Raw genomic sequence first — 26,705 nt, forward strand, 5'->3', positions numbered from 1 at the left:
TGCACGCGCCCGGCGGGGATGTCGAGGACGGCGGAGATCGGGGCGGGGGTGTCGAACTTCTGCATCGTGTTCTCCTGCGACTCGTTGTTTCTGATGAAAGAAACGCTACGTTGCGTTCCCGTGTGCCGCAATGAGTTCGTTGCGCGGAATGCACATCACCGCAGGTGGAAGCCATAAGATCGTTGCAACGGTGTGGAGTTTAATGCAATGACAGACTCCTGTTTGTTGCAATGGATTGAAGGTGAACGCTATGCTGGAGGCACCAATGAGAACGAAGGAGGCCGCGATGCCGGGAGGCAGACTCACTCAGCAGGAACGCCGGCAGATCGCGCTGGGGCTGGCCGACAGCCTCGCCTACGCGGAGATCGCCAGACGTCTCGACCGCCCCACCTCGACGATCACCCGTGAGGTGATGCGGAACGGCGGCCCGACCGCCTACCGCGCCGACCTCGCCCACCGTGCCACCGAACGCCGCGCCCACCGGCGCAGGCAGGCCACGCCCCGGGGGACGGCGGCGCCGCCGCAGGCCCACGGACGCGACGCCGAGGCGGTGCGCGAGTACGAGGAGACGTTCACCACCGTCCTCATGGGTTCGGGCATGCCCACGATGATGTCCCGGGTGATGGCCTGCCTCACCCTCACCGACACCGGCAGCCTCACCGCGTCCGAACTGGTCCAGCGCCTTCAGGTCAGCCCGGCGTCCGTCTCCAAAGCGATCACGTTCCTCGAGAGTCAGGGCTTCGTCCGCCGGGAACGCGACGAACGCCGCCGCGAGCGCTACGTCGTCGACGACGACATCTGGTACCAGTCGATGATCGCCAGCGCCCGGTCCACCGCCCGGATCGTCGAGATCGCACGGCAGGGCGTCGGAGTCCTCGGCCCCGACACCCCGGCCGCCACGCGCCTGGAGAACGTCGCCCGCTTCCTCGACTTCGTCAGCGAGAGCATCTCCCGCGCCGCGGAGCAGGCCCGCGAGATCCTCCACACGAAGCCCGAAGCGGCCTCGGGCGGCATTGCCGAGCCACGCTCGGGTCGCGGGTAGACAGCCGTCCCGATGGCCACGGTCAGTGGTGCCGCGCCGGAACCTTCAACCCGAGCCGACCCCGTCACGCGCCCGCCGGGCGGCCTCGTTCGTGCAGGGGTCGGTGAGGCCGGCACGTTCTTCAGCGCAGTTCCGTGACTGATCGGGTGGCGGCATCCGCGGGGTACGGGAGCGGGGCACGGCCGGGGCCGCCCCCAGGTCGAGCCGGACTCCATGTCCAGACGGAAGGTGCCGCAGGGGTTCACGTTCGGCCATGAGAGTGCGGTCGGGCCACGCCGGTCCTCGGCCGTCAGCCGCGATGCCCACGCGGGCTCGGACGGGACCCTGCTGCAGCAGCGTGTTGACGTGCACGAGGCTGGACTGCAGGTGGTGCGGGCGTGCAGGGAGGTCTCGAGCCCGGGGCGGACATGCGGCGGCCGCGGTGGCTCCCCCTCCGCGCCACCGCGGCCGTTCCCCGTCGAATGCAGTCCTAGTTGACCGGCTCGCTCGACATGTGGTCGTCCAGCGGCTTCACGACGTCTTTCTCGGCCCCGGACATGTGGTCGTCCAGCGGCTTCACGATGTCCTTCTCGGTGCCGGACATGTGGTCGTCCAGCGGCTTGGGGCTGCCCGTCGGCTGCTTTGCGTCGCTCATCGTCGCTCCAAGGTGTGTCGGCGAAAACGGTGATGTGAGCCCGCCCGGCAACTCCCCCGAGGGTCGCCGGACGGGCTGGGGGCCGTTCAACTTATCCGTTCAACCTAGTTGTTCGGCCCTGCGCCGATCCGTCTGCCCCCCGACGCGACGGATCGATATGCATGAGAGTGGCGGGTCGCGATAAACGAACGATGAACGCCTGCCGCTGGGGCGCGGTCAGGCCGCGTTCACCGTGGTCAGGAGCGTGCGTACTTCGTCCGCTTCCGGGGACCCGAGCCCTTCGAAGATCGCCAGTGCTTCACCCCAGCAGGCCCGGCCCCGGTCCACCTGGCCCAGGCGGTCGAGCGCCTTGCCCAGTACGGTCAGCACCGTGCCACGGCGCCATTCGCCTCCGATGCCGCGCAGGGCGATCGCCTGCTCGGCGTGCGCCGCGGCCATGGTGGGGCGATGAGCCGCCAGGTGCAGCTCGGCGAGCCGGAAGTGGGTCACGCCCTCCCACAGGGGCTGACGGTTCTCGTGGAAAATGCCCAGCGCGTAGGTCAGTTGATCGAGCGCCTCGCCGAACTGCCCGGCCTGGGTGAGGGCGATGCCGAGCGCGTAGCGCCCGTTCGCCAGGCGCAGCGTGAGGCCCTGCTGGTCGTAGATCTCGACACCTTGCTTGGCCAGCGCGACCGCGCTGGTCGTGCGGCCCATGGCCAAGTGCGCTCGCGAGAGGTTGCAGAGGGCGCTGGCCTCACTCGGCCGGTTTCCGTCGGCCCGGAAATTCTCTATCGCCAGACCCAGGTACTTCTCCGCCTCGCTGTAACGCTTCTGGTAGATCGCGATGAATCCCCTGAGGTTGGGGGCGTAGCCGCTGGGAATCGGATCTCCGGCGGCCAGCGCCATCGCGCCCTCCGCCTCCGTCTCGGCCTCGTCGAATCGGCCCGCGATGTGGAACACGTTCGTCAGGACGGTGCGGGCGCGACCCTCCGCCCGATGGTTCTTCAAGCGCTGTGCCGCTCCGAGCACCGTGTGCGTCGCGTGCTCGTACCGCCGGAAGTTCGCCCCGGACTCCGACAGGTCCTTCGCGGCCAGCAGGAGGTCCACGGCCCGCTGGACCGAAGCGTGATCCGTGGACTGCTGGGCGCAGGCGAGAATGCATTCGGCCTCGGCGTGGAGCCAGTCGAGAGCTCGGTGGCGCTCGGTGAAGTGCACCCCCGCCCGACCCGTCGGCTCCAGGTGGTCCACCAGCCGGTCCCCGGGCCGCTCCAGCGCGTACACCGTCGCCGCCGTAGCCAGGTAGAAGTCCAGCAGGCGCGACAGCGCCAGTTCGCGCTCCACCGGGGGCTGTTCGTCGCGTTCGGCGCACGCACGCGCGTAGAGGCGGACCAGGTCGTGGTAGCGGTAGCGGCCGGGGGCCGCCGACTCCAGGAGGGACGTGTCGACCAGGGATTCCAGGAGGTCCTCCGTCTCCTGGAGAGGCTGGTCCAGTACGGCCGTCGCCGCGGCCAGGGAGATGTCCGGGCCGTCCGCCAGGCCCAGGAGGCGGAAGGCGCGGGCCTGCTGCGGCTCCAGCTGGCCGTAGCCGAGCTCGAAGGTGGCCTTCACGGCCAGGTCGCCGGCCTGGAGTTCGTCGAGGCGGCGGCGTTCGTCCGCCAGCTTCGCCGCCAGCACCGAGACCGTCCACGTCCGGCGGGCCGCCAGGCGCGAGGCCGCGATGCGGATGGCCAGGGGCAGGAAGCCGCACGCGCCCACGACGTCGAGCGCCGCCTCCCGCTCCGAGGCGACCCGCTCGGCTCCCACGATCCTCGTGAAGAGCTGCAACGCCTCCTCGGGGGACATGACGTCCAGGTCGACGAGGTGCGCCCCGGCCAGATCCAGCATCCGCGCCCGGCTCGTCACCAGCGCGGCGCAGCCCGTCGTGCCGGGGAGCAGGGGCCGGATCTGCGAGGCGTCGCGGGCGTTGTCCAGCAGGACCAGGATGCGCCGGCCGTCGAGGGTCGAGCGGTAGAGCGCCGCGCGTTCGTCCAGCGTGTCGGGGATGGCGGTGTCCGGGGTGCCCAGGGCGCGCAGGAACGAGCCCAGGACCGTCTCCGGCTCGGCCGCGCGCTGGCCGGCGCCCTGCAGGTCGACGTACAGCTGGCCGTCCGGGAAGTGGGAGCGGGCCGCGTGCGCCACGTGCACCGCGAGCGTCGTCTTGCCCACGCCGCCGATGCCCGCCAGCGCCGAGACCGCCATGACGCTCGTCTCGGCGGTGGCCAGGCGGTCCCCCAGCTCGCGTACGAACGACGCGCGCCCCGTGAAGTCGGGCACGGTCGCGGGGAGCTGGGCGGGGCGTACGACCGCCGGGGCCGCCGACGGCGCCGGTTCCACCGGCCGGGCCAGGTCCGCGTCGGCCTCCAGGATGCGCTGCTGGAGCTGGGCGAGCTCCGGGCGCGGGTCCACGCCCAGCTCGTCGGCGAGGAGGCGGCGCGTGTCGGCGTACACCGCGAGGGCTTCCGCCTGGCGCCCGCTGCGGTAGAGGGCGAGCATCAGAAGCTCGCGCAGGCGCTCGCGCAGCGGGTGCGCCGCCGTCAGCGCGGTCAGCTCCGAGATCGCCTCCGCGTGGCAGCCGACCTCCAGGTCCAGGTCGAGGCGGGTCTCGGTGAGCTGGAGCCGCCACTCCTCCAGGCGGGCCCGCTGGTTCTCGGCGTACGGTCCCGGGACCGACGCCAGCGGTTCGCCGTCCCACAGGCCGAGCGCCTTGTTGATCAGCGTGCGGGCCTGGCAGCGGTCGCCGGACGCGCGGGACTTCTCCGCGTCGGCGGCCAGCTCCTGCGCGACGGCCAGGTCGAGGGTGTCGGCGCCCGCCCTGATCGCGTACCCGCCCGACTCGCTGACCAGCGTCCCCGGGTCCAGCGCCTTGCGCAGCCGGGAGGCGTACGTCCGTACCGCCGCCAGGGCCTGCGACGGCGGATCCTCGCCCCAGATCGCGTCGATCAGCTCGGACGCGGTGGCGGTGCGGCCGTCGCGGAGCAGGAGCGCGGCGAGCAGGGCACGTTGCTGCGGCGAGCCGGTGTTGAGGGATTCGGCGCCCCGCCAGGCGCGGACGGGGCCGAGCACGCTGAAGCGCACCGCCTCGGGCTGCTGCCGCTGCTTCTCGTGCCGGGTGTCCCCGTCGGGCTGCGGACCCGGACCGGAAGCCGGAGCCCGCTGCTCCGGTACCCGAGGTACGCCGTCCATCGCACTCCCCCTACTGCCTCTGCTGCCGCCAGCGGTCTGCCCTACCGCTCAGTCGCAACAGTCAGTTTGCCTTGTCCATGGCGAATGCGTCAGCACCGGAAGGGGCCTACCCATTACCCACCCACCACCTACTAGCTGACGGATCGTCAGATCAGCGCTACCGTGGATCGCATGGAGACCTTCCCCAAGATCATCTCGGTGGACGACCACACGGTTGAGCCCCCCCACGTCTGGCGGGACCGGCTCCCGTCCAAATACCGGGACTCCGGTCCCCGCGTCGTCCGCGCCCCCCTGAGGGAAATGACCTTCCTGGGCGGCAAGTTCGCCCCCGTGATGGGCGCGAAGGGCGACGACGGTCCGGTCGGCGACTGGTGGGTGTACGAGGACCTGCACCGCCCACTGACCAGGCTGGACACGGCCGTCGGGTACGACAGGGACGAGATCAGGCTGGAAGTCATCACGTACGAGCAGATGCGCCCCGGGTCCTTCTCCGTCCCCGACCGACTCGCCGACATGGACGTCAACCACGTCCAGTCGGCCCTCTGCTTCCCCACCTTCCCGCGCTTCTGCGGTCAGACGTTCACCGAGGCCAAGGACCGCGAGCTGGGGCTGCTCGGCGTCCGGGCGTACAACGACTGGATGGTGGAGGAGTGGTGCGGCCCCGACGCCCGCGGCCGTCTCATACCCCTCACCCTCATCCCGCTCTGGGACGCCGAGCTCGCCGCCGCCGAGGTCCGCAGGAACGCGGCGCGCGGCGTCCGCGCCGTAGCGTTCTCCGAAATACCCCCGCACCTCGGCCTGCCGTCCGTCCACACCGACGCGTGGGACCCCTTCCTGCGCGCGTGCGACGAGACCGGAACGGTCGTCGCGATGCACATCGGATCGTCCAGCAGGATGCCGTCGACCTCGGCCGACGCCCCGCCGGCGGTCGGCTCGACGATCACCTTCGCCAACTGCTGCTTCTCGATGGTCGACTGGCTGATGAGCGGCAAGTTCGAGCGCTTCCCGAACCTGAAGGTGATGTACGCCGAGGGACAGATCGGCTGGATCCCGTACATCCTGGAGCGCGCCGATGTCGTCTGGGAAGAGAACCGGGGCTGGGGCGGCGTCGCCGACAAGGTGCTGCGCCCGCCCTCGGAGCTCTTCACCGAGCACGTCTACGGCTGCTTCTTCGACGACGCCTTCGGCCTGAGGAACCTCGACGCGATCGGAGTGGGGAACGTCCTGTACGAGACCGACTACCCGCACTCCGACTCCACCTGGCCCAAGTCCCGGGAGGTCGGCGAGCAGCAGATGGGCCACCTGGACCCGGACGTGGTGGACCGGATCGTACGGCGCAACGCGATCGACCTGCTGGGGCTGACGGAGGACGGGCTGTGGGCGGGCGCGGGCGCTCGCCCACAGCGCTGAGACGGCGGCCTGAATCTGTAGGCCCGCACCGTGTCCCGCAGCCGGGCCGCCTTGCCTCGTACGACCTCGGCGGGCAGCCCGTCCCCGGGCCGGTCGGGCGCGCGGGGCTCGCTCCGGCAGACGCGGCGCAGGTGGCCGGCCTCGGAGGGTCTGTTCAGGGCGGTCCCCACGGCCAACGAGGGTGGGCGGGTAGTTCCCCCCGGCCCATTCCCTGCAAAACAGACCCTCGTCCCCCGAAGCTCAAGTCACCGCCAGTGGGGAGGCAGAGCCCGCCGGGCACGGTTGATCGCGGCTTGCGCGTCGGAGCCGTACACGGCCGATTCGTGACGCGGCCTGCGCGTCGTGCGGGACCTCGGCGGGGAGATCACCTGGTTCCTCCGCCGGCACTGCGGCAAGACGGTCCGCGTGCGACTGGTGTCGCCTGACCGGCGCTGCCTCCGAAGCCGGGCGGGCCGCCCGTCCCGGCCTCTTGTCTGATGGGTCGTCAGGTATGACGATGGCCTTGCCGTCCGCCAGTGACGGGTCATCAGCTCCGAGGAGTCCTCATGGCGCGGGTCTTGCCCGAAGGGCGGCTGTCGTACGGGATGCAGCTCCCGGTTCAGTCGCAGAGCACCATTTACGCGGAGACGTGGGAGGCGGAGGCCGGGCCCGGGGAGCTCGTCGAGGTGGCCAGGGCCGCGGACAGGTCCGGCTTCGCCTACCTGGCGAGCTGCGACCACGTGGCGATCCCGCGGCGGCTTGCGGGGGCCATGAGCACCGTCTGGTACGACCCGGTGGCCACCCTCGCCTTCCTCGCCGCCGTCACCGAGCGCGTGCTGCTGCTGAGCCACGTGGCCGTCGTCGGGCTCCGGCATCCGCTGGCCACGGCCAAGCAGTACGCGACGCTCGACCACCTGAGCGGCGGCCGACTGGTCCTCGGGGTGGGAGCCGGGCATGTGCGGGAGGAGTTCGACGCGCTCGGGGCGGACTTCGCCGGGCGGGGCGGCGTGCTGGACGAGACGATCGACGCCCTGCGGGCGGCGCTGGGGGAGGAGGAGTACCCCGAGTTCGCCGGGGAGCGGTTCTCATTCAGCGGGCTGGGGCAGCGGCCCCGGCCCGCACAGCGGCAGGTGCCGCTGTGGGTCGGCGGGTCCTCGCCCGCGGCCGTGCGCCGGGCGGCGGTGAGGGGGGACGGGTGGCTGCCGCAGGGCGATCCGCGCGATCGTCTTCCGGCGCAGATCGCGAAGCTGAGGCGGACCAGGGCGGAAGCGGGTGTCGCCGACCCGATGGAGGTCGGTGCGATCACCGAGCCGTTGTACGTCGGCGACGCGTCCTGGGACGTCGGGCGGCGCACGCTGTCCGGGAAGCCGGCCCGCCTCGCCGAGTCGCTGCGTGCCTACCGGGCGATGGGCGTCGACCAGATCCAGGTGCGGTTCCGCAACAGGAGCCTGAGTGAACTGACCGATCAGATGGCGGCCTTCGGCGCCGAGGTCGCTCCACACCTCAACGACTGAAGCGGATGCCTGAGCAGCGGAGAAGGAGTGGGTGCTCCCATGGGAAAGCTGGACGGGCGCGTCGTCGTCATCACGGGCGCGGCGCGCGGGCAGGGCGAGCAGGAGGCGCGGCTCTTCGTGGCGGAGGGCGCGAAGGTGGTGCTCGCCGATGTGCTGGACGACCAGGGCGAGGCGCTCGCGAAGGAGCTGGGCGAGAGCGCCGCGACGTACGTCCATCTGGATGTGAGCCGGGAGGCGGACTGGATCGCTGCCGTGGCGGTCGCGAGAGAGACCTTCGGGAAGGTCGACGGCCTGGTCAACAACGCGGGGATCCTGCGCTTCAACGAGCTGGTGAACACCCCGCTGGAGGAGTTCCAGCAGGTGGTGCAGGTCAACCAGGTCGGCGCGTTCCTGGGGATCAGGACGGTGGCGCCGGAGATCGAGGCGGCGGGCGGCGGCACGATCGTCAACACGGCGTCGTACACGGCCCTGACGGGCATGGCCTTCGTCGGCGCGTACGCCGCCACCAAGCACGCCGTTCTCGGCCTGACGCGGGTCGCGGCCGTGGAGCTGGCGGCGAAGAAGATCCGGGTCAACGCCGTGTGCCCGGGAGCCGTGGACACCGCGATGACCAACCCGGCGGCGCTGGATCCGACGGCCGACCCGGTGGCGGCGAAGGCCGGCGTGGACGAGCTCTACAGGAAGCTCGTGCCGATGGGGCGGATCGGGCAGCCGGAGGAGGTGGCGGCGCTGGCGCTGTTCCTGACCGGGGACGACTCGTCGTACATCACGGGACAGCCGTTCGTCATCGACGGGGGATGGCTGGCAGGCGTCAGCCTTTTCTGACGATGTATCAGCTATTGACGGTCCGAAGGGGCAGTGGAACAGTCGTGCACATCCATAACTGACGGTGTGTCAGTTTCTCCGAAGGAGAAGTACCTTGGAATTCGGGCTCTTTGTACAGGGGTACGTGCCGGCCGCGCGTGCCAAGGCCGACCCCGAGGCGGAGCACAAGGCGCTGATCGAGGAGACCGAGTACGTCATCCAGGCGGACAAGTCCGGCTTCAAGTACGCCTGGGCCTCCGAGCACCACTTTCTGGAGGAGTACTCGCACCTCTCCGCGAACGACGTCTTCCTCGGATACCTCGCGCACGCCACGGACCGCATCCACCTCGGCTCGGGCATCTTCAACCCCCTGGCGCCGGTCAACCATCCGGTGAAGGTCGCGGAGAAGGTCGCGATGCTGGACCACCTCTCGGAGGGACGGTTCGAGTTCGGCTCGGGGCGCGGAGCCGGCAGCCACGAGATCCTCGGCTTCATGCCGGGCATCACCGACATGAACCACACCAAGGAGATCTGGGAAGAGACGATCTCCGAGTTCCCCAAGATGTGGCTCCAGGACGAGTACGTCGGCTTCCAGGGCAAGCACTGGTCGCTGCCCCCGCGGAAGATCCTTCCCAAGCCGTACGGGAAGTCCCACCCGGCGATGTGGTACGCCGCCGGGTCGCCCTCGTCGTACGCCATGGCGGGGAAGAAGGGGCTCGGCGTGCTGGGCTTCAGCGTCCAGAAGGTCTCCGACATGGAGTGGGTCGTCGAGTCGTACAAGAACGCGGTGAAGGAGGCGGAGCCGATCGGGGGCTTCGTCAACGACAACGTGATGGTGACATCGACGGCGATCTGCGCGGAGACGCACGAGAAGGCGGTCGAGATCGCGGTGAGCGGTGGGCTGAACTACCTGCAGTCGCTGCTCTTCCGCTACCACGACACGTTTCCGCGGCCGGAGGGGATTCCGGAGTGGCCGGAGCTGCTCCCGGAGTACTCGACGGAGATCATCGAGCTGCTCATCGCCGAGGAGCTGATGATCTGCGGGGACCCGGACGAGGTGTTCCGCCAGTGCAAGCGGTGGGAGCAGGCGGGGGCGGACCAGCTGTCGTTCGGGCTGCCGATCGGGGTGTCGCCCGAGGACACGAAGACGACGATCAAGCTGATCGGTGAGCACGTCATCCCGAAGATCGACACGGACCCGGTTCACCGCACGACCCGGTTCCGCGGGGCGGCGACGGCGTCCTGAACAACCGGTCCGGGGCGCCGCCTTGCACCCGGTCCTCGACCCGGTCGGACTGAAGTTGCCCGCTGAGCGGGCAAATGCAGCCCGACCGGCCTTTGAGGACACGCCCGCAGGGCGTCCGGGGCCTGAGGGATCACCGCAGTCCGGGAAGGGGCGGGCAGGGGAAGGCCGCCGCGCGGCGGACACACCCGCCGCCCACCCGCCCGTCACCCGTACCGCCCACCCGCCCGTCACCCGGACCGACCGGCCCCGCGCACGCGCCTCGCCGCGGACCGAATCACCCACTCCCCTCCCCCGAAGGGACCGCCATGCTCGACCACCTCATCCGCGGAGCCACCGTCGTGGACGGCACCGGCGCCCCCGCGTACGTCGCCGACGTTGGCATCCGCGAAGGCCGCATCGCCGTCGTCGCCGCGCCGGGCACCGTCGACGAGCCCGCCCGTACGTCCGAGAGCGCCGAAGGCTTCGTCCTCGCCCCCGGCTTCGTCGACCCCCACACCCACTACGACGCCCAGCTCTTCTGGGACCCGTACGCCACCCCGTCCCTCAACCACGGCGTCACGACCGTCGCCGGTGGCAACTGCGGCTTCACCCTCGCGCCCCTGCACCCCGACCGCCCCGAGGACGCCGACTACACGCGCCGCATGATGTCGAAGGTCGAGGGCATGTCCCTCGTCGCACTCGAAGAGGGCGCCCCCTGGAACTGGCACACCTTCGGCGAGTACCTCGACGCCCTCGAAGGCCGCATCGCCGTCAACGCCGGCTTCATGGTCGGCCACTGCGCGCTGCGCCGCCACGTCATGGGCGCCGAGGCCGTCAGCGGCGCGGCCCCGACCGAGGAGCAGCTGGCGCACATGATCCAGCTCCTCCACGACGCGATGGACGCCGGCGCGTGGGGGCTGTCCACCACCCAGTCGTCCACCCACTCCGACGGCGACGGCCGGCCCGTCGCCTCCCGCCACGCGGGCCCCGCCGAGCTCATCGCCCTCTCCCGCGCCGTCGGCGAGCACGAGGGCACGCAGCTGGAGGCGATCGTCGCCGGCTGCCTCGACCAGTTCACGGACGACGAGATCGACCTCTTCGTCGACATGACCACCGCCGCAGGCCGCCCCCTCAACTGGAACGTACTGACCATCGACGCGGCCGTCCCCGAACGCGTCCCGCGCCAGTTGCGCGCGAGCGAACGCGCCCGGCAGGCCGGTGGCCGGATCGTCGCGCTGACCATGCCGATTCTGACCCCCATGAACATGTCGCTCGGCACGTTCTGCGCCCTCAACCTGATACCCGGCTGGGGCGACATCCTCGGCCTCCCCGTGCCCGAGCGCATCGAGAAACTGCGCGACCCGGACGTACGGCGGGACATGCTCCGCCGAGCCGACAGCAAGGAGGCCGGGGTCTTCCGGCGGCTCGCCAACTTCGACCGGTACGTCATCGGCGACACCTACTCCGACGCCAACGAGGGCCTCGGCGGACGCGTCGTGGGCGACATCGCCGCCGAACGCGGCCAGGAACCCTTCCACTGCCTCGTGGAGATCTGCGCCAACGACCACCTGCGCACCGTCCTGTGGCCGATGCCCGCCGACAACGACCCCGCCAGCTGGGAACTGCGGCAGCGCACCTGGCGGAACGAGGACGTCCTGCTCGGGGGCTCCGACGCCGGGGCGCATCTGGACCGGATGTGCGGGGCGCCGTACACCACACGCTTCCTCGGCGACTGCCTGCGCGGGCGCAGGCTCGTGCCGCTTGAGCAGGCCGTGAAGATGCTGACGGACGACCCGGCCCAGCTCTTCGGGCTGCGTGAGCGCGGGCGTATAGAGGAGGGCTTCCACGCGGACCTCGTCCTCTTCGACCCGGAGCGGATCGCGGCGGGACCGGCCACGCTCGTGCACGACCTGCCCGGCGACAGCCCGCGGCTCGACTCGAAGGCGATCGGCGTCGTGTCCGTACGCGTCAACGGCGTCGAGGCGATACGGGACGATCAGGTCACGGGGGCGGTGCCGGGCACGGTGCTGCGCTCGGGCCGGGACACGAGGACGGTGGCGACGAAGTGAGGGACGGCGACCGGCCGCAGCGGCTGTTCATCGGCGGCGAGTGGACCGCGCCGGACGGCGGCCACTACGAGGTGATCAACCCGGCCACCGAGGAAGTGGTCGGGCTCGCCCCCGAGGCGAGCCGCGAGCAGGTGTACGCCGCCGCTTCCGCCGCCAGGGCCGCCTTCCCGGCCTGGTCCCGGACCGCCCCACAGGAGCGCGCCGCGATCCTCGACCGGGCGGCGGATCTGATCCAGCGCGACGCGGCGGCGCACGCCGACCTCGCCCGTGCCGAGTCCGGAGCCACGGCCGCGACCGCTCTCGGCATACAGGTCGGCGTCGCCGCCGCCCGTTTCCGGCGGTACGCGCGCGGGGCGCTGGAGCCCGTCGAGACGGGGCTGCCGCCGCAGGTGAATCCGGCGGGGGCGATGGGGAAGGCCGGGGTCTTCGGCGCGCTCGCCGTGCGCCAGCCGGTCGGCGTGGTCACGTGTGTCACCTCGTACAACAACCCCTGGGCCAACGCGGCCGGCAAGGTCGCGCCCGCGCTCGCCATGGGCAACACCGTCGTCGTGAAGCCCGCCCCGCAGGACCCCCTGTCCGTCTACCGCATGGCGGCGGCGCTGGCGGAGGCCGGAGTGCCGCCGGGCGTCGTGAACGTCGTCACCGGCTCTTCGCCCGCCGCCGGTGAGGCCGCCGTCGACTCGCCGGACGTCGACATGGTCAGTTTCACCGGGTCGACGGTTGTCGGGCAGCGCATCGCCGAGGTCTGCGGGCGCGGTATGAAGCGCCAGCTCATGGAGCTGGGCGGGAAGGGCGCGGCAGTCGTCTTCGACGACGCGGATCTCGACTCCGCCGTCATGGGCATCGGCACGACGTTCTCCTTCTACAGCGGGCAGATCTGTACGGCGCCGACGCGCGTGATCGCCCAGCGCGGGATCTACGACCGGCTCGTCGAGAAGCTGACCGGCTACCTCGGCTTCATGAGGGTCGGCGACCCGGCCGCCATGGACACGGTCGTCGGCCCGGTGATCTCCGCAGCCCATCGCGACCGTGTCGAGTCGTACATCGAGCTGGGCAGGAAGGAGGGCGCGAGGCTGGTCGCGGGTGGCGGCAGGCCCGCGTACGAGAAGGGCTTCTACGTGGCCCCGACGCTCTTCGCCGACTGTACGAACGACATGCGTGTCGTCCGCGAGGAGATCTTCGGGCCCGTCGTCGTGGTCGTGCCCTTCGAGGGGGACGAGGAGGAGGGCATCGCGCTCGCCAACGACAGCGACTACGGGCTCATCGACTACGTCTGGTCCGGCGATGTGGCCAGGGCGTTCCGGGTGGCGCGGCGCCTGCGCGCGGGCGGGGTCGGGGTGAACACCGTCGGGCGCAACATGGAGGCGCCGTTCGGCGGCTTCAAGAAGAGCGGTGTGGGGCGGGATGTCGGCTCGTACGCGCTGCACGCGTACAGCGAGACGCAGGCGATCGTCTGGACCGGATGAGCCCTCCCGAAAGACGTACGGGAAACTTTTGAAACGGGCATATCGGATGGTGTTGCGATTTCCGCACCTCGGAAGTATTGGTATGCCGCCTGGCAATGATCGCTCTCGATTCCGTGAGAACCTTCAATCCGCAACCAATTGGGTGCTCGGAACCGCCGAATTCAAGGATCTTTGAGCGGATCGTTTGCCTCCGGATGTGGAAAACGCACGGGCTAACGTCCCGCCTATGACTCAGGTGGATGCACGGCCCCAGGCCGGAGACACGGTAAGGGGCGTCGACGCCAAGGGCGGCGACGCCACAGGCGGCGTACGCAGGAAGGGCCTCGGAGGCAACTCCGTCGGCCTGACGGGCAGCGCCGTCATCGGCATCTCGACGGTCGCTCCCGTCTACTGCCTCACTTCGACCCTCGGCTCCACGGCGGGCGAGGTCGGCCTCCAGATGCCGGCCGTCTTCCTGGCCGGCTTCTTGCCGATGCTGCTGGTCGCCTTCGCGTACCGCGAGCTCAACAAGGTCATGCCGGACTGCGGCACCTCTTTCACCTGGACCGTGAAGGCGTTCGGCCCGCGCATCGGCTGGATGTGCGGCTGGGGCCTGGTGATCGCGACGATCATCGTCCTCTCCAACCTCGCGGGCGTCGCGACCTCGTACTTCTGGCTGCTCGCCGGTGAGGTCACGGGCAGCGAATCGGTGGCCGCCCTGGACGACGACAAGGCCGTCCACATCCTCACCTGTCTGACGCTGATCGCCGCCGCGACGGCGATCAGCTACCGCGGCATGACCGCCACCAAGGGCGTGCAGTACGCCCTGGTCGGCCTCCAGCTCCTGGTCCTCGCCATCTTCGTGGCGATGGCCTTCCAGAAGGCCGGCAGCGGCACCTTCGACACGGGCCTGGACTTCTCCTGGTCCTGGATGAACCCGTTCGCCGTCCAGTCCTTCGCGGCCTTCACGGCCGGCCTCTCCCTGTCGATCTTCATGTACTGGGGTTGGGACGCCTGCCTGACCGCGAACGAGGAGACCACCGGCAGCACGAAGACCCCCGGCCGCGCCGCCCTCGTCGCGATGGTCGTCCTGGTCGCGTCGTACCTGGCCACCGGCATCGCCGCCCAGATGGCCGTCGGCTCCGGCGACAAGGGCCTCGGCCTCGCCAACCCGGACACCTCCGACAACGTCTTCGCCGCCCTCGCGGGACCCGTCATGGGCCCGGCCCTCGGCATCCTGCTCTTCATCGCGGTCCTCGCCTCGGCGGCGGCCAGCCTGCAGACCACGTTCATCCCGGTCGCCCGCACGGTCCTGGCGATGTCCGCCTACGAGGCCCTGCCGGCGTCGTACGCCAAGGTCCACCAGCGCTTCAAGACTCCGGGCCGCGCCACGGTCGTCGCGGGCGTCGCGACCGGCGTCTTCTACACGGTGATGACCCTCGTCAGCGAGAACGTCCTGGTCGACACGATCTACGCCCTCGGTCTGATGATCTGCTTCTACTACTCGATCACGGCCTTCGCCTGCGCCTGGTACTTCCGCCGCGACCTGTTCCGCTCCGGCCGTGACTTCGTCTACAAGGGCCTGTGCCCGGTCCTCGGTGGCGTCCTGCTGACCGCGGTGTTCGGCAAGACGCTGTACGACATGTGGGACCCGGCGTACGGCAGCGGCTCCGCCGTCTTCGGTGTCGGCTCGGTCTTCGTCATCGGTGTCGGACTGCTGCTGCTCGGCGTGGTCCTGATGCTGATGATGCAGCGCCGCAGCCCGGCGTTCTTCCGCGGCGAGGTGCTGACGAAGGAGACCCCGGCGATGGTCGTCGAGGACTGAGCCGATGCATCGGTCCTGGCCGAGCCCGTCGGGTCCGCGAAGCCCGGACCGACCCATCTGAGTCGCAGGTCAGGGGGAGCCGAATCCGGCTCCCCCTGACCTCTTTGGGTGGTGCGTCGCGGGTTGCGGGGTGGCCGGGTGGCGGGGCAGCGGTCGCAGTTCCGGCGCCGGGCGGGCCGGCGCGCCGGTCCTGCGCCCCGTAGCCCTCCCGTGCCCCCCTACTGGCGCGGTCGGCAGAAACGGGAGCGAATCAGCGTACGGCTGCCCCCAGAAAGACGGGGTTGGTCAGCGCCGCCAGGGCTCCCGGCAGGCCGGGCACCTTCGGCGCGTGGCGGACTTCCGCGCGTACGTACGTCGCGTACTGCGGTGTCGTACGCCACTCCACAGCGCCCGCGCCTGACTCCGGCAGGGCGGCGGTGTGGAGCGTGCCCTGGTCGGTGACGAAGTGGGCCGTGCAACCGGGGGCGCCGGTGACCTCCAGGCGGACGGTGACGGGGGTGCCGGCGGTGACGTCCAGGCGGTCGCCGATGCCCGCGTGGCGGGCGCGGCCGCCCGAGGCGCCGAAGGTGAGCGACACGGCGGAGGACTCGGCGATGTACGAGTGGCCCGCGCGGATGCCGTCGAGAACGGCCTCGCGGGTCAGGTCGTCGGCCAGTACCACCGTCTGCGGCATGCCGACGAGCTGCGGCTCTCGGTGGGCGTCGCTGTTGCCCATGGCCGGAGTCCAGCCGCGGCCTCCGACGGCGGCGAGCGAGTTGTCCCAGGACGCGAGCGCGATTTCGTCGTCGGGGGTGTACGGGCCGTTCCAGACCTCCACCGCGTCGGCGTCCCCGAACCCGAACTTCCAGTTGCACCCGATGCAGGTGGCGTGCGGATGCGCCGGTACGACGAGCCCGCCCGCGCGGCGGATCTCGCGGGCGTAGTGCCCGAAGCGGTTGTCGCGGGCGCGGTAGCGCCAGTCGACGAAGGTGCCCGGGTCGGTGCCGACGGCGACGACGTGACCGTTGCGGGTGGTGACTTCCTCACCGGTGAGGATCAGCAGTTCGCCGTCGGGGTGGGGGCCCCACAGGCCGTCCCAGGCGGTGTGGGAGGAGTGGGTGTTGTGTTCGCTGGTGTTGATGAAGTCGAGCCCGGCGGCACGGGCGGCCGCGGCGATCTCGGCCGGGGTGCGCCTGCCGTCGGAGTGCACGGAGTGCAGATGGCAGTCGCCCCGGTACCAGGCGCGGCCCCGCCCCTTCGCGCGTTCGGGCGGGTGGACGGCGACGGGGGCGGTGCCCGGGGCGCCGTACCGGAGGGTGACGGTCACGGCGTACGGCAGCCCTTCGGGGGCGGTCGTGTACGGGCCCAGCGCGATGTTCCAGGTGCCCGCCCGGACGGGGCCGGGGATGTACCCGGGCGTCGCGGCGTCGGCGCGGACGAAGAACTCCGACCGCGCTCCGCCGGACCAGCCACGGAAGCCGCGGCCGCCCAGGTCGGTGCCACGCTCGTCGAAGATGCCGATGTCGAGGGCGTTGCCCTGGGTGCCGGGGGGCACGGGAGTCCTCTCGTACGTGTACGAGACGGCGATCTCCCGCACCCCGCGCGGGACTTCGACGGGAAGGTAGACGTAGTCGGGCGACCCGGGCGGGAGCGTGCCGCGTACGGTCCTGGTCTCCTCGCCGCCGGGGGGTGCGGCATTCGCGAAGCTCACGCCTCCCAAGGTAAGGGCGGCAGCGGCGCCGGTCGCGAACAGTCCGCGTCGCGTCGGTTTGGTGGTCGGTTTGGTGGTCGGTCCGGTCGTCGGACCCGTCATGTCGGTCATGCCGGCCTCTCCCAGGGGTGTATCCACGTGTACTGGGACCCTGGTATTGAGCCGTGAACTCCCCGGCAACGGAAGGGGCGCGGCAGCCGACGTCTCCGATGCCGTTTCGCCGTCCGGCCGGTGCGCGGACGGGCCGGCAGGACGTAGTTTGGCGCTCATCGGGGGATGTCGTTCGGCGCCCACCAGGGGACGCAGTCCGGCGCACACCAGTGGTCCTGGATCACCAGCACGACGACGATGACGACGAGGAGCTCCCGCATGCGCATCGCCACCACGATCTTTCTCACCGACGAGACGATCACGCCGGTACGGCTCGCCCGCGAGCTGGAGCAGCGCGGCTTCGCCGGCCTGTATCTGCCCGAGCACACCCACATCCCGGTGTCGCGCGAGTCGGCGTACCCGGCGGGCGGTGAACTCCCGCGCGAGTACGGCCGGACGCTCGACCCCTTCGTCGCCCTCGGCCAGGCCGCCGCAGTAACCGAACGGCTCGGTCTCGGCACCGGCATCACGCTGGTGGCCCAGCACGACCCGGTCGACCTGGCGAAGCAGGTCGCGACCCTGGACCATCTCTCCGGCGGCCGGTTCACGCTCGGTGTGGGCTACGGCTGGAACAAGGAGGAGGCGGCGGACCACGGCGTGGAGTGGACCACGCGTCGCGAGCGGACATGGGACCGCATGGCGCTGATGCGGGCGTTGTGGGCGGAGGAACCGACGGCGTACGAGGGGGAGTTCGGGTCGGTGCGGGCGTCGTACGCCCACCCGAAGCCGGCGCAGAAGCCGCGCGGCCCGGTGGCCGGGCCGCGCACGCTGGTGGGCGGGGCGGCGGGACCGAAACTGTTCGCGCACATCGCGGAGTACGCGGACGGGTGGCTGCCGATCGGTGGGCGGGGCCTGACGGAGGCGGTGCCGGTGCTGCGTACGGCGTGGGAGGAGGCGGGCCGGGACCCGGAGGCGCTGCAGGTGATTCCGTACGCGGTGAGGCCGAGTGCGGGCAAGATGGCGCACTACGCGGACCTGGGCATCACGGAGCTGGTGCTGCAACTACCGCCGGCGGGGGAGGCAGAGGTGCTTCGCGTACTTGATGAGTACGCGAGGTTTATCTGACGAGATCCGTCCGCCCCTCTGTGCCGGGCGCGCGGGCGCCGCTACCTTGGCCATCCGGCATGGTCAGCGCCCGGCCGCTGGGCCGGCACCTCGGGGGAGAGGAACGCACGTGCAGAAAAGTCCATTCAGTATCGTCGCGATCATTTTCGGCGTGGTAGCACTGTTTTTCTGTCCGCCGCTGTTCGGCATCCTGGGCCTGGTCTTCGGCGGGATCGCCAAGTCCAAGGACGAACCGCTCGCGGTCACGGGCCTGATCGTCGCGGGCGTCGGCCTGGCCCTCGGGATGGTGCTGGGATTCGTGGTCTTCAGCTCGATGTCGACACCGTGAGCGACTGACGAGGCCCGGCGGCCGGGCAGCCAACTGCTGGAGCTGGCTGCCCGGCTGCCGACTGCTGGCTGGCTGCGGGCTGCCGGGCGGGGTGGGGCTTGGCGGTGTCGGAACTACGCCGTGTCGGAAGTCGCGGTGTCGGATCGCTGCTGGGGGTTTCGGGCCGTCCCTGGGCGCTTGAGTGTCGGTGGGCCGGGGTGGCGCGTCAAGGGCGCTCCTGCGTCGCGTCGCTGCGCGATGGGCCTGCGGCCCACCCTTGACCCACCACCCCGGCCCACCGCTAACGCTTATACGGGGACGGCCCAAAGAAAAACGCCCTGCACGGCAGGTGGGGGAGCGGCTCGGGTGGGATTGGTGACTGTCGGGTGTGTGGGTGGGGCGCACTCTCCTTCGGGGGCGGCTCGGCCCCTGGCTCAGCGGGTGCGGGAACGGTTGTTGGTGCGGCATCCGCATTCCTCCGCACGCGCGCACCCTGGCCGGTGGGCGGCTGACTGGGCAGGCTGACCTGCGGACTCATGGCGATGCGGGTGGTGCGCGGCAGTTGCATGGGGGGACTCGTGCCGGTTCGGCGTCCGCCCCCGCCGGTGGCCGGTCGGGCCACAAGCACGTGGCCGGGCTTGGTGGGTGGAAGGGCGTCCGGGGGCTTTGTGGTCCTGCCGGTGGCTCGGACCGATGTGATCCGACCGGACGGCTTCCGGATGGTGGGGCTTTCGGCGGCCTCGGTGGGGCCGGTGGGGCCGGTGGGGTGGTTGGAGGTGCCCGGCCCCGGCGGATGCGACGAACCCGGCAGAAGACGAACAAGCACGCCCACTTTGCCCCTTTTTCGGCGCATCGGAAGGCTGCGAGGGCGCGTCACGTGCTGGGTTAGTCGCATAGCAACCACTCGGCGTGGGCTTGGGGTGAACCGGACCCGACATGTGATGCCTGCTGACACCACACCAGCCCCACCGGCCCCTCCGCGCTCGACAAGCTGGCGGGGAGGGCGAGTTGGTGGAGCTTGGCAGGGTCCACTTTCGGCGTTGGTGCGGTTCGGTCGCTCCCGCACCGGGCGCCGGAGGCCGGATTGCGATTAACCCGGCACTTGGTGATCGGTAACGTCTCTCCAGCCCCACCGGTCACAGCCGTGTCGCTTCCTGCCGTCACGGGAGTGTTTCCACCCACGGCGGCAGCGTGGCCCCTGTGCGGACGGTGCCTCACCACCCACCCACCCACCCACCCACCCACCCACTCACACCGGCAGCCAGCTTGCACTCAACCGATCACCGGTGGGGGTGGACGCCACACTCGCCCGAGTCGCCCCATTCAACTGTCGCGCCCCGCCCGCACACCCACTGGCCCGCAGGTCGTCCATCGCGATCGGCTGTCCACCGGCCCGGGTGCGCGTGTGCGGAGGAATGCGGGTGTCGCACCAACGACCGTTCCCGCACCCGCTGAGCCAGGGGCCGAGCGGCCCCCGAAACAGAGCGCGCCCCACTCACAGACCCGCCGTCCGGCAACGCACCACCAGCCACTTGCCGAGCTTGACCCGTGGGCTCCCCCGGGGCCGCCCCCCTTAAGCATTGCGGCGGAGGTTCGGCGGTCAAGGGTGGAGCGAAGCGCAATCGCCGCAGGCGACGCGACAAAGGAGCGCCCTTGAGGGCCGGGCCTCCGACGCCACCCTTAGCCAAGGCGGCCCCCACGCCAGAAGCAACCGCAGCCCCAGGGCGCGCCCGGCCCCCTTCCGTGACGCTGGCATGATCGTGATGTGACCGCCCCCACCGACCCCGCGACACCCACCTCAACCACCGTCTTCACGCCCACCTCGCTCTTCACGCCCACCTCGCCTACCGCTCCCACCCCTCCCGCTTCCCCCGCCACCCCCAACTGCACCAAGCGCTGCGTCCTCTTCGACGTCGACGGCACCGTGATCGACGCCCTCGACAACCAGCGCCGGGTGTGGGGCGACTGGGCCCGGCGGTACGGGGTGGACCCCGGCGAGGTGTATCGCGTCGCGCTGCGGACGCGGCCGATGGAGACCTTCGCTGTCGTCGCCCCCGCCGAGGACCCGCACGAGTGCCTGGCCGCATTGCACGCGCTGGAGGACGAGGACGTACGGTCCGGGGAGTACGCCGCGTACGACGGTGCCGCCGAGCTCCTGCGCGGGATGCCGGCCGGGGCCTGGGCTCTCGTGACCTCCAACTACGAGCACCGCGTGCGGGGGCGGTTCGCCCGTACCGGACTGCCCGTTCCCGAGGTCGTCGTGGACGCCGCCGGGGTCGCGGAGGGCAAACCGTCCCCCGCCCCCTACCTGCTGGCCGCAGCCCGTCTCGGCGCTCGGCCGGAGAACTGCCTCGTCGTCGAGGACGCCCCCTCCGGCGTACAGGCCGGGCTGCGGGCCGGCATGACCGTATGGGGAGTGAACACAGCCACCGCCGTGGACGGTGTGCACCGCCACTTCACGAGCCTCCGGGACGCGGCCCACGACATCGCCGCCTTTCTGTCGGCCCCTCCGCAAAGAGGACCATGCCGTTGTGCGCTCGTATGCTCGGACGCATGACGACGAGCGCGAGCGCACCGCAGGGGAACGCGAACGGGAACGCGAACGGGAACGGGAACGCGAACGAAAGCGGCAACGAGCGCGCGAACCGACGCGGCAACGAACGCGGCAGCGGAAGCGGCAGCGCCGCCCCCGCCCCTACCCCCGCACCCACCCCCAACAGCATGCGCCGCGCCCTCAAGCGGGCCCGGGACGGTGTCGCGCTCGATGCCGCCGAGGCCGCCGTGCTCCTCCAGGCGCGCGGTGACGACCTCCGGGACCTCGCCGGCTCCGCCGCGCGTGTGCGCGACGCCGGGCTGGACGCCGTGGGGCGGGCCGGCGTCATCACGTACTCGCGCAAGGTGTTCGTCCCGCTGACGCGCCTGTGCCGCGACAAGTGCCACTACTGCACCTTCGTCACCGTCCCCGGGAAGCTCCGCCGCGCCGGCCACGGCATGTTCCTCTCCCCGGACGAGGTCCTCGACATCGCCCGGCGCGGCGCCGGGATGGGCTGCAAGGAGGCCCTCTTCACGCTCGGCGACCGCCCCGAGGAACGCTGGCCCGAAGCGCGTGAGTGGCTGGAGGCCGAGGGGTACGACGACACCCTCGCGTACGTCCGCGCCATGGCCATCCGGGTCCTGGAGGAGACCGGGCTGCTGCCGCACCTCAACCCCGGCGTCATGTCCTGGACCGACCTCCAGCGGCTCAAGCCCGTCGCCCCCTCCATGGGCATGATGCTGGAGACGACCGCCACCCGCCTCTGGTCCGAGCCCGGCGGCCCGCACCACGGCTCCCCCGACAAGGAGCCCGCCGTACGGCTGCGGGTCCTTGAGGACGCCGGCCGTTCCAACGTGCCGTTCACCACCGGGCTCCTCATCGGCATCGGCGAGACGTACGAAGAGCGCGCCCACTCCCTCTTCGAGCTCCGCAAGACCGCCCGCGCCTACCACGGCATCCAGGAAGTCATCGTCCAGAACTTCCGCGCCAAGCCGGACACCGCCATGCGCGGCATGCCCGACGCCGAGCTGGAGGAGCTGGCCGCCGCCATCGCGGTGGCGCGCCACATCCTCGGGCCGAGCGCCCGCATTCAGGCGCCGCCCAACCTCGTCGATGAGGAGTACGCCCTCCTCATCGGCGCCGGCATCGACGACTGGGGCGGCGTCTCGCCCCTCACTCCCGACCACGTGAACCCCGAGCGTCCCTGGCCGCACATCGACGAGCTGGCAGCGAAGACCGCCGCCGCCGGCTTCGAGCTGCGCGAACGGCTCACTATCTACCCGGAGTTCATTCAGCGCGGCGAGCCCTGGCTGGACCCCCGGCTCGTCCCGCACGTACGGGCACTCGCCGATCCGGAGACCGGGCTGGCGCGGCAGGACGTACGGCCGACCGGGCTGCCCTGGCAGGAGCCCGACGAGGGCTTCAACCCGGCGGCGTCAGCGACCGGCACCGGCCGCACCGACCTCCACCGCACGATCGACACCACCGGCCGCACCGCCGACCGCCGTGACGACTTCGACGACGTGTACGGCGACTGGGACGCGCTGCGCGAGGCCGCCGTCCCCGGGATGGTGCCCCAGCGCATCGACACCGACGTACGCCAGGCCCTGAACCAGGCCGCAGACGACCCCACCGGGCTCACCGACGACGAGGCGCTCGCGCTCCTGCACGCGGACGGGCCCGCCCTGGACGCCCTCACCCGCATCGCCGACGAGCTGCGCCGTGACATGGTCGGCGACGACGTCACGTACATCGTCACGCGCAACATCAACTTCACCAACGTCTGCTACACCGGCTGCCGTTTCTGCGCCTTCGCCCAGCGGCGTACCGACGCCGACGCCTACACCCTCTCCCTCAGCCAGGTCGCCGACCGGGCCGAGCAGGCGTGGGAGGTCGGCGCGGTCGAGGTGTGCATGCAGGGCGGCATCCACCCCGATCTCCCCGGCACGGCGTACTTCGACATCGCGCGCGCCGTGAAGGAGCGCGTCCCTGGCATGCACGTCCACGCCTTCTCCCCGATGGAGGTCGTGAACGGCGCCACCCGCACGGGCATGTCGATCCGCGAGTGGCTGGCGGCGGCGAAGGAGGCCGGGCTGGACTCCATCCCCGGCACCGCCGCCGAGATCCTCGACGACGAAGTGCGCTGGGTCCTCACCAAGGGCAAGCTGCCGACCGCCACCTGGATCGAGGTCGTGAAGACCGCGCACGAGCTCGGCATCAGGTCCTCGTCGACCATGATGTACGGGCACGTCGACCAGCCGCGTCACTGGCTCGGCCACCTGCGCACCCTGGCCCGCATCCAGCAGGAGACCGGCGGCTTCACGGAGTTCGTCACCCTGCCCTTCATCCACACCAACGCGCCCGTCTACCTGGCCGGCATCGCACGCCCGGGCCCGACGGACCGCGACAACCGCGCCGTCACGGCCATGGCCCGCCTCCTTCTCCACCCGCACATCACCAACATCCAGACCAGCTGGGTCAAGCTGGGTGCGGAGGGCGCCGCCGAGATGCTGCGCTCCGGCGCGAACGACCTCGGAGGAACGCTGATGGAGGAGACCATCTCCCGAATGGCGGGCTCCAGTTACGGCTCGTACCGCTCCGTCCAGGACCTTGTCGCGATCGCGGACGCGGCGGGCCGCCCCTCGAAGCCGCGGACGACGCTCTACGGCGACGTACCGCAGGAGCGCCAACGGACGGCAGCCGCGTCGGACGGACACCTTCCGGAGCTGCTGCCGGTACTGGAGTGAACTCGACGGGCATGACGGCCGGTTGAGGGGGCCAATATTCGGACGTGTATGTCGGTTGTCGTTGCTACTCTCCTGCGACCCGCCAGACCAGCGGGCTCTACAGGAGAGGGAACCCTTGCCCAGACGCACCGGTCCGAGACTGTTCACGACGGGAGCGCTCGTCGTCGCTGCAGTCCTGACCGCCCCGGGGGCGGCGCTGGCGGCTGACAACCTGCCGCCGGCCACGCCGCTGACGAAGGACCTCCTCGTGGGTACGAAGCCGTGTGCGGCGGGTGCGGACCGCGCCTACGTCGCAGACGCGTCACCGACACTGAGCGCTGTGGTGCACGACCCGGCGGAGGACGACAGTCCCGGTGCGGCCAACCGCGTGCAGGCCGAGTTCGAGGCGTGGTGGACAGGGGAGGACGGTGCGGAGCAGCGCAGGTCCTTCACGTCGGCGACGACGCACCTGTCCGGTGCCACGGCCCGGTGGTGGCTCCCGTTCGACGTTCCGGCGAACACGGTGGTCTCCTGGCGGGTCCGCTCCGACGACGGCCAGGCGAAGTCGCCCTGGAGCTCTGACGGTGACGGCTCCGTCTGCGAGTTCGTGTACGACGACGCCAATCCGGAGAAGGCGACGGTCACCTCGTCCGAATACCCGGAGGAGGTGCTGTGGGTCGACGGCGTGGGCGTCTACGGCGGCTTCACCATGGACTCCGCGTCCGAGGACGTGGTGGCGTACCGGTACGGCTTCACCGGCGGCCCGTACGGGACGGTGAGGCCCGCTGACATGGGCGGGCCCGCCACAGTGCGCTACCTGCCACTCAACCCCGGGCCGAAGACCCTCGAGGTGCAGGCCGTCGACCGCGCCGGGCGCGCCAATGCCCCGACGCTCCACACCTTCTCCGTACGGGCGGGGCGCGCCCCCTCCGCGCACTGGAAGCTCACCGACGCCGCAGGCTCCAGGACGGCAGCGGCTGAGAGCGGCCCGGTGGCCCGGGCGGGCAGTGGCGTGACCTTCGGGGCGGCAGCCCCATCGGGCACGGGTCCGACCTCCACGGCCGAGCTCGACGGCACAGGGCACGGTTTCCTGACGCCCGGCACCCCGGTGGTGAACACCGCGAAGACCTTCGCGGTCGGCGCCTGGGTGCGCCCTGCCCGGCTCGACCGCGACATGACCACCGTGAGCCAGGACGGAAATGCCGGGCCGGCCTTCACGCTCGGTCTGAGCACCCAGGGCGGGGGCCCCGCCTGGTCCTTCGCCTTCGGAGGAGCCCGTGTACGCGGCGGAGCTCCGGAGGCCGGTGAATGGGCCCACGTGCTCGGCCTGTACGACGCCGAGACCGGAAAGACGACGCTGTACGTCAACGGCCGTGAGGCCGGAGAGTCCGAGAAGGCGGCCCCGGCGCAGTCCGCGGGCCATCTGCAGATCGGGCGGGCCCGAGGCAAGGCCGGCTACCGCGACCGCTGGCAGGGCGAGGTGGGCGACGTAAGGGTCCACGATCGGGTGGTGGTGCCGGGCGAGGCCGCCGAACTGGCCCGCCGCAAGCCGCAACTGAGTGGCCACTGGTCGCTGGAGACGGCAGGAGACGGCGCGAGCCCCGAACTGTACGGAGGCGAATCGCTGAAGCTGGGCGAAGGCGCCTCGGTCTACCGTCTGCCCGAAGACACCTGCGATCTCATCGACCCGGACTGTGCTCCTCCGTCCTACCCCCTCGTCGGTGACGGCCACTTGGAGCTGGACGGGCGAACGGGCTTCGCGGCCACGGACAAGCCGGTCGTGGACACGGACGACAGCTTCACGGTCGGTGTGGTGGTCCGGCTGGCGGACAGCGAGCCCGACCGTCCTATGACCGTGCTGTCCCAAGGAGGCGCGAACAGGGACGCCTTCAGAGTCCGCTACATGCCCGCGACGCACCGCTGGCAACTGGTGATGTCCCACGCGGACCAGCCGGGCGCCGCCGAGACGGTCGTGGCGCAGGTCGCGGCTGCCGACGGTGGGCAGGGGCAGGGGCAGCGTCTGGCGGTCGTGTACGACGACGCGACGGACCGGATCACGCTCTACCTCGACGGCAACATCGACGCCGAGGCGAGCGCCACCTTCAAGGACGCCTGGAAGAGCACCGGCGGGCTCCAGATCGGGCGTGCTCGTACCGCCGAGGGCTGGGGCGAGCATCTGCGAGGAGCCGTGGACGAGGTCCACGCGTTCTCCGGGGCACTCACCGAAGCGAACGTCGGGGGTCTCGGGTTCGGCACCGAACCCTGGCTCGGGTAAGCGGAGTCCGAGTTGCTGCCGGTGCTGGAGTGAAGCGGCATCAAGGGTGCGTAAAGATTGCCGGAACCCGGCAATGTTTTCTGTCAGTCCTGCATGAGACGATCCCTTTCGTTCAAGAGATCGGTGCACACGGGGGAGGGCGAGCGGGATGACTGTTTTTCTCGGTCTCGGCATTGCGGGGATCGTGCTGCTGGCGCTCTCCTTGATCTTCGACGGGATTCTGGAAGGGCTTTTCGGGGGAGTCCTCGACGGTCTTTTCGACGGGCTCCTCTCACTGCCCGTCATTGCCGGGTTCATATCGATGTTCGGCTTCGGCGGTGCCATCATGCTCGGCGCCACGGGGCTCGGAGCCGGAGCGGCCACGGGAGTCGGGGTGGCCGCGGGGGTTGTCGCGGGCTGGCTCGCGTGGCGGTTCAGCCGTGCGCTGATGCGTGACCAGACCGACGCGACCCCGCGCGGCACCGATCTCGTGGGCACCGCCGGGTCCGTCGTCACCGCGATCCCCGCCGACGGTTACGGCGAGGTGCTGCTGCGGCTCGGCGGCCAGCCGGTCAAGCTCGCGGCCAAGAGCGCCGTACCCGTCGCACGCGGTGCCGAGATCTGGGTGGAGGCGTCACTGTCGAGCACCTCGGTCGCAGTGCGCCCGGTCGAACGCTGACAGCGGGAACGCCGGCGTCTCGGACGCCAACACCGGCCGGAACCCTGGTCGCGTAAGACTCAGACTCGCATCAACTCGCATCAGCTCGCATCAAGTCGTATTCACTCGTACCACTCCAACTGCTGCCGTCCCCTGGGAAGGCAGGGGGGAACG

Annotated in this window: 17 protein-coding genes; 14 read left to right on the forward strand and 3 right to left on the reverse strand. The window is 70.9% G+C overall.

The features are described 5' to 3' along the window. Positions 1 to 286 precede the first annotated feature (286 nt). A complete protein-coding gene (locus ACWIHY_RS25810) occupies positions 287 to 1,042 on the forward strand; it encodes a helix-turn-helix domain-containing protein (RefSeq protein WP_454378062.1) in 756 nt (251 codons plus the stop codon). A 469-nt stretch (positions 1,043 to 1,511) separates the two neighbouring features. On the opposite strand, the gene ACWIHY_RS25815 is transcribed toward ACWIHY_RS25810, so the two are convergent. Both ACWIHY_RS25815 and ACWIHY_RS25820 read right to left on the reverse strand, forming a co-directional pair. Further along, positions 1,512 to 1,676 (reverse strand): hypothetical protein, encoded by a 165-nt coding sequence (locus ACWIHY_RS25815; protein WP_454378063.1) that lies wholly within the window; start codon positions 1,674 to 1,676, stop codon positions 1,512 to 1,514. Between the two features lie 216 nt (positions 1,677 to 1,892). Next, positions 1,893 to 4,877 (reverse strand): AfsR/SARP family transcriptional regulator, encoded by a 2,985-nt coding sequence (locus ACWIHY_RS25820; protein WP_454378064.1) that lies wholly within the window; start codon positions 4,875 to 4,877, stop codon positions 1,893 to 1,895. A gap of 171 nt (positions 4,878 to 5,048) precedes the next feature. On the opposite strand from ACWIHY_RS25820, the gene ACWIHY_RS25825 reads away from it, so the two are divergent. The 7 genes from ACWIHY_RS25825 to ACWIHY_RS25855 all read left to right on the forward strand — a co-directional run bounded on the left by ACWIHY_RS25825 (position 5,049) and on the right by ACWIHY_RS25855 (position 15,148). Then, a complete protein-coding gene (locus ACWIHY_RS25825; protein WP_454378065.1) occupies positions 5,049 to 6,287 on the forward strand; it encodes an amidohydrolase family protein in 1,239 nt (412 codons plus the stop codon). A 545-nt stretch (positions 6,288 to 6,832) separates the two neighbouring features. Beyond that, complete coding sequence (locus ACWIHY_RS25830) at positions 6,833 to 7,780, forward strand: LLM class F420-dependent oxidoreductase (RefSeq protein WP_454378066.1); 948 nt, start codon at positions 6,833 to 6,835, stop codon at positions 7,778 to 7,780. A gap of 39 nt (positions 7,781 to 7,819) precedes the next feature. Continuing rightward, complete coding sequence (locus ACWIHY_RS25835; protein ID WP_454378067.1) at positions 7,820 to 8,605, forward strand: SDR family NAD(P)-dependent oxidoreductase; 786 nt, start codon at positions 7,820 to 7,822, stop codon at positions 8,603 to 8,605. Positions 8,606 to 8,699: 94 nt separating this feature from the next. Next, positions 8,700 to 9,830 (forward strand): LLM class flavin-dependent oxidoreductase, encoded by a 1,131-nt coding sequence (locus ACWIHY_RS25840; RefSeq protein ID WP_454378068.1) that lies wholly within the window; start codon positions 8,700 to 8,702, stop codon positions 9,828 to 9,830. Between the two features lie 305 nt (positions 9,831 to 10,135). Then, positions 10,136 to 11,878, forward strand: coding sequence for an N-acyl-D-amino-acid deacylase family protein (locus ACWIHY_RS25845; protein ID WP_454378069.1), 1,743 nt, complete (start codon positions 10,136 to 10,138; stop codon positions 11,876 to 11,878). Further along, positions 11,875 to 13,344 carry an aldehyde dehydrogenase family protein gene (locus tag ACWIHY_RS25850; RefSeq protein ID WP_454378070.1) on the forward strand — a complete coding sequence of 490 codons (1,470 nt, stop codon included), beginning with the start codon at positions 11,875 to 11,877 and terminating at the stop codon, positions 13,342 to 13,344. The genes ACWIHY_RS25845 and ACWIHY_RS25850 overlap by 4 nt, the downstream gene beginning before the upstream one ends. Positions 13,345 to 13,570: 226 nt before the next feature. Continuing rightward, on the forward strand, positions 13,571 to 15,148 hold the full coding sequence (locus ACWIHY_RS25855; protein WP_454378071.1) for an APC family permease: 1,578 nt from the start codon (positions 13,571 to 13,573) through the stop codon (positions 15,146 to 15,148). A gap of 250 nt (positions 15,149 to 15,398) precedes the next feature. On the opposite strand, the gene ACWIHY_RS25860 is transcribed toward ACWIHY_RS25855, so the two are convergent. Beyond that, a complete protein-coding gene (locus ACWIHY_RS25860) occupies positions 15,399 to 16,940 on the reverse strand; it encodes a CehA/McbA family metallohydrolase (protein ID WP_454378142.1) in 1,542 nt (513 codons plus the stop codon). A 267-nt stretch (positions 16,941 to 17,207) separates the two neighbouring features. Between ACWIHY_RS25860 and ACWIHY_RS25865 the strand changes: the two genes are divergently transcribed. The 6 genes from ACWIHY_RS25865 to ACWIHY_RS25890 all read left to right on the forward strand — a co-directional run bounded on the left by ACWIHY_RS25865 (position 17,208) and on the right by ACWIHY_RS25890 (position 26,552). After that, positions 17,208 to 18,053 carry an LLM class F420-dependent oxidoreductase gene (locus ACWIHY_RS25865; protein ID WP_454378072.1) on the forward strand — a complete coding sequence of 282 codons (846 nt, stop codon included), beginning with the start codon at positions 17,208 to 17,210 and terminating at the stop codon, positions 18,051 to 18,053. A 151-nt stretch (positions 18,054 to 18,204) separates the two neighbouring features. Continuing rightward, positions 18,205 to 18,381, forward strand: coding sequence for a hypothetical protein (locus ACWIHY_RS25870; protein ID WP_454378073.1), 177 nt, complete (start codon positions 18,205 to 18,207; stop codon positions 18,379 to 18,381). A 1,744-nt stretch (positions 18,382 to 20,125) separates the two neighbouring features. Beyond that, positions 20,126 to 20,917, forward strand: coding sequence for an HAD family hydrolase (locus ACWIHY_RS25875; protein ID WP_454378074.1), 792 nt, complete (start codon positions 20,126 to 20,128; stop codon positions 20,915 to 20,917). Continuing rightward, complete coding sequence (locus ACWIHY_RS25880) at positions 20,914 to 23,640, forward strand: bifunctional FO biosynthesis protein CofGH (protein ID WP_454378075.1); 2,727 nt, start codon at positions 20,914 to 20,916, stop codon at positions 23,638 to 23,640. The genes ACWIHY_RS25875 and ACWIHY_RS25880 overlap by 4 nt, the downstream gene beginning before the upstream one ends. A gap of 688 nt (positions 23,641 to 24,328) precedes the next feature. After that, a complete protein-coding gene (locus ACWIHY_RS25885) occupies positions 24,329 to 25,894 on the forward strand; it encodes a LamG-like jellyroll fold domain-containing protein (protein WP_454378143.1) in 1,566 nt (521 codons plus the stop codon). A 148-nt stretch (positions 25,895 to 26,042) separates the two neighbouring features. Beyond that, positions 26,043 to 26,552, forward strand: a complete 510-nt coding sequence (locus ACWIHY_RS25890; RefSeq protein ID WP_454378076.1) for a hypothetical protein — start codon at positions 26,043 to 26,045, stop codon at positions 26,550 to 26,552. Positions 26,553 to 26,705 lie beyond the last annotated feature (153 nt).

Source organism: Streptomyces sp. NPDC055287 (genome assembly GCF_053646035.1).

Coding starts and splice junctions, on each gene's coding strand:
- ACWIHY_RS25820 (WP_454378064.1), bottom strand. CDS start 4,877: ATGGACGGCGTACCTCGGGTACCGGAGCAGCGGGCTCCGGCTTCCGGT.
- ACWIHY_RS25845 (WP_454378069.1), top strand. CDS start 10,136: ATGCTCGACCACCTCATCCGCGGAGCCACCGTCGTGGACGGCACCGGC.
- ACWIHY_RS25830 (WP_454378066.1), top strand. CDS start 6,833: ATGGCGCGGGTCTTGCCCGAAGGGCGGCTGTCGTACGGGATGCAGCTC.
- ACWIHY_RS25860 (WP_454378142.1), bottom strand. CDS start 16,940: ATGACGGGTCCGACGACCGGACCGACCACCAAACCGACCACCAAACCG.
- ACWIHY_RS25810 (WP_454378062.1), top strand. CDS start 287: ATGCCGGGAGGCAGACTCACTCAGCAGGAACGCCGGCAGATCGCGCTG.
- ACWIHY_RS25855 (WP_454378071.1), top strand. CDS start 13,571: ATGACTCAGGTGGATGCACGGCCCCAGGCCGGAGACACGGTAAGGGGC.
- ACWIHY_RS25880 (WP_454378075.1), top strand. CDS start 20,914: ATGACGACGAGCGCGAGCGCACCGCAGGGGAACGCGAACGGGAACGCG.
- ACWIHY_RS25825 (WP_454378065.1), top strand. CDS start 5,049: ATGGAGACCTTCCCCAAGATCATCTCGGTGGACGACCACACGGTTGAG.
- ACWIHY_RS25835 (WP_454378067.1), top strand. CDS start 7,820: ATGGGAAAGCTGGACGGGCGCGTCGTCGTCATCACGGGCGCGGCGCGC.
- ACWIHY_RS25815 (WP_454378063.1), bottom strand. CDS start 1,676: ATGAGCGACGCAAAGCAGCCGACGGGCAGCCCCAAGCCGCTGGACGAC.
- ACWIHY_RS25865 (WP_454378072.1), top strand. CDS start 17,208: ATGCGCATCGCCACCACGATCTTTCTCACCGACGAGACGATCACGCCG.
- ACWIHY_RS25890 (WP_454378076.1), top strand. CDS start 26,043: ATGACTGTTTTTCTCGGTCTCGGCATTGCGGGGATCGTGCTGCTGGCG.
- ACWIHY_RS25885 (WP_454378143.1), top strand. CDS start 24,329: ATGGACTCCGCGTCCGAGGACGTGGTGGCGTACCGGTACGGCTTCACC.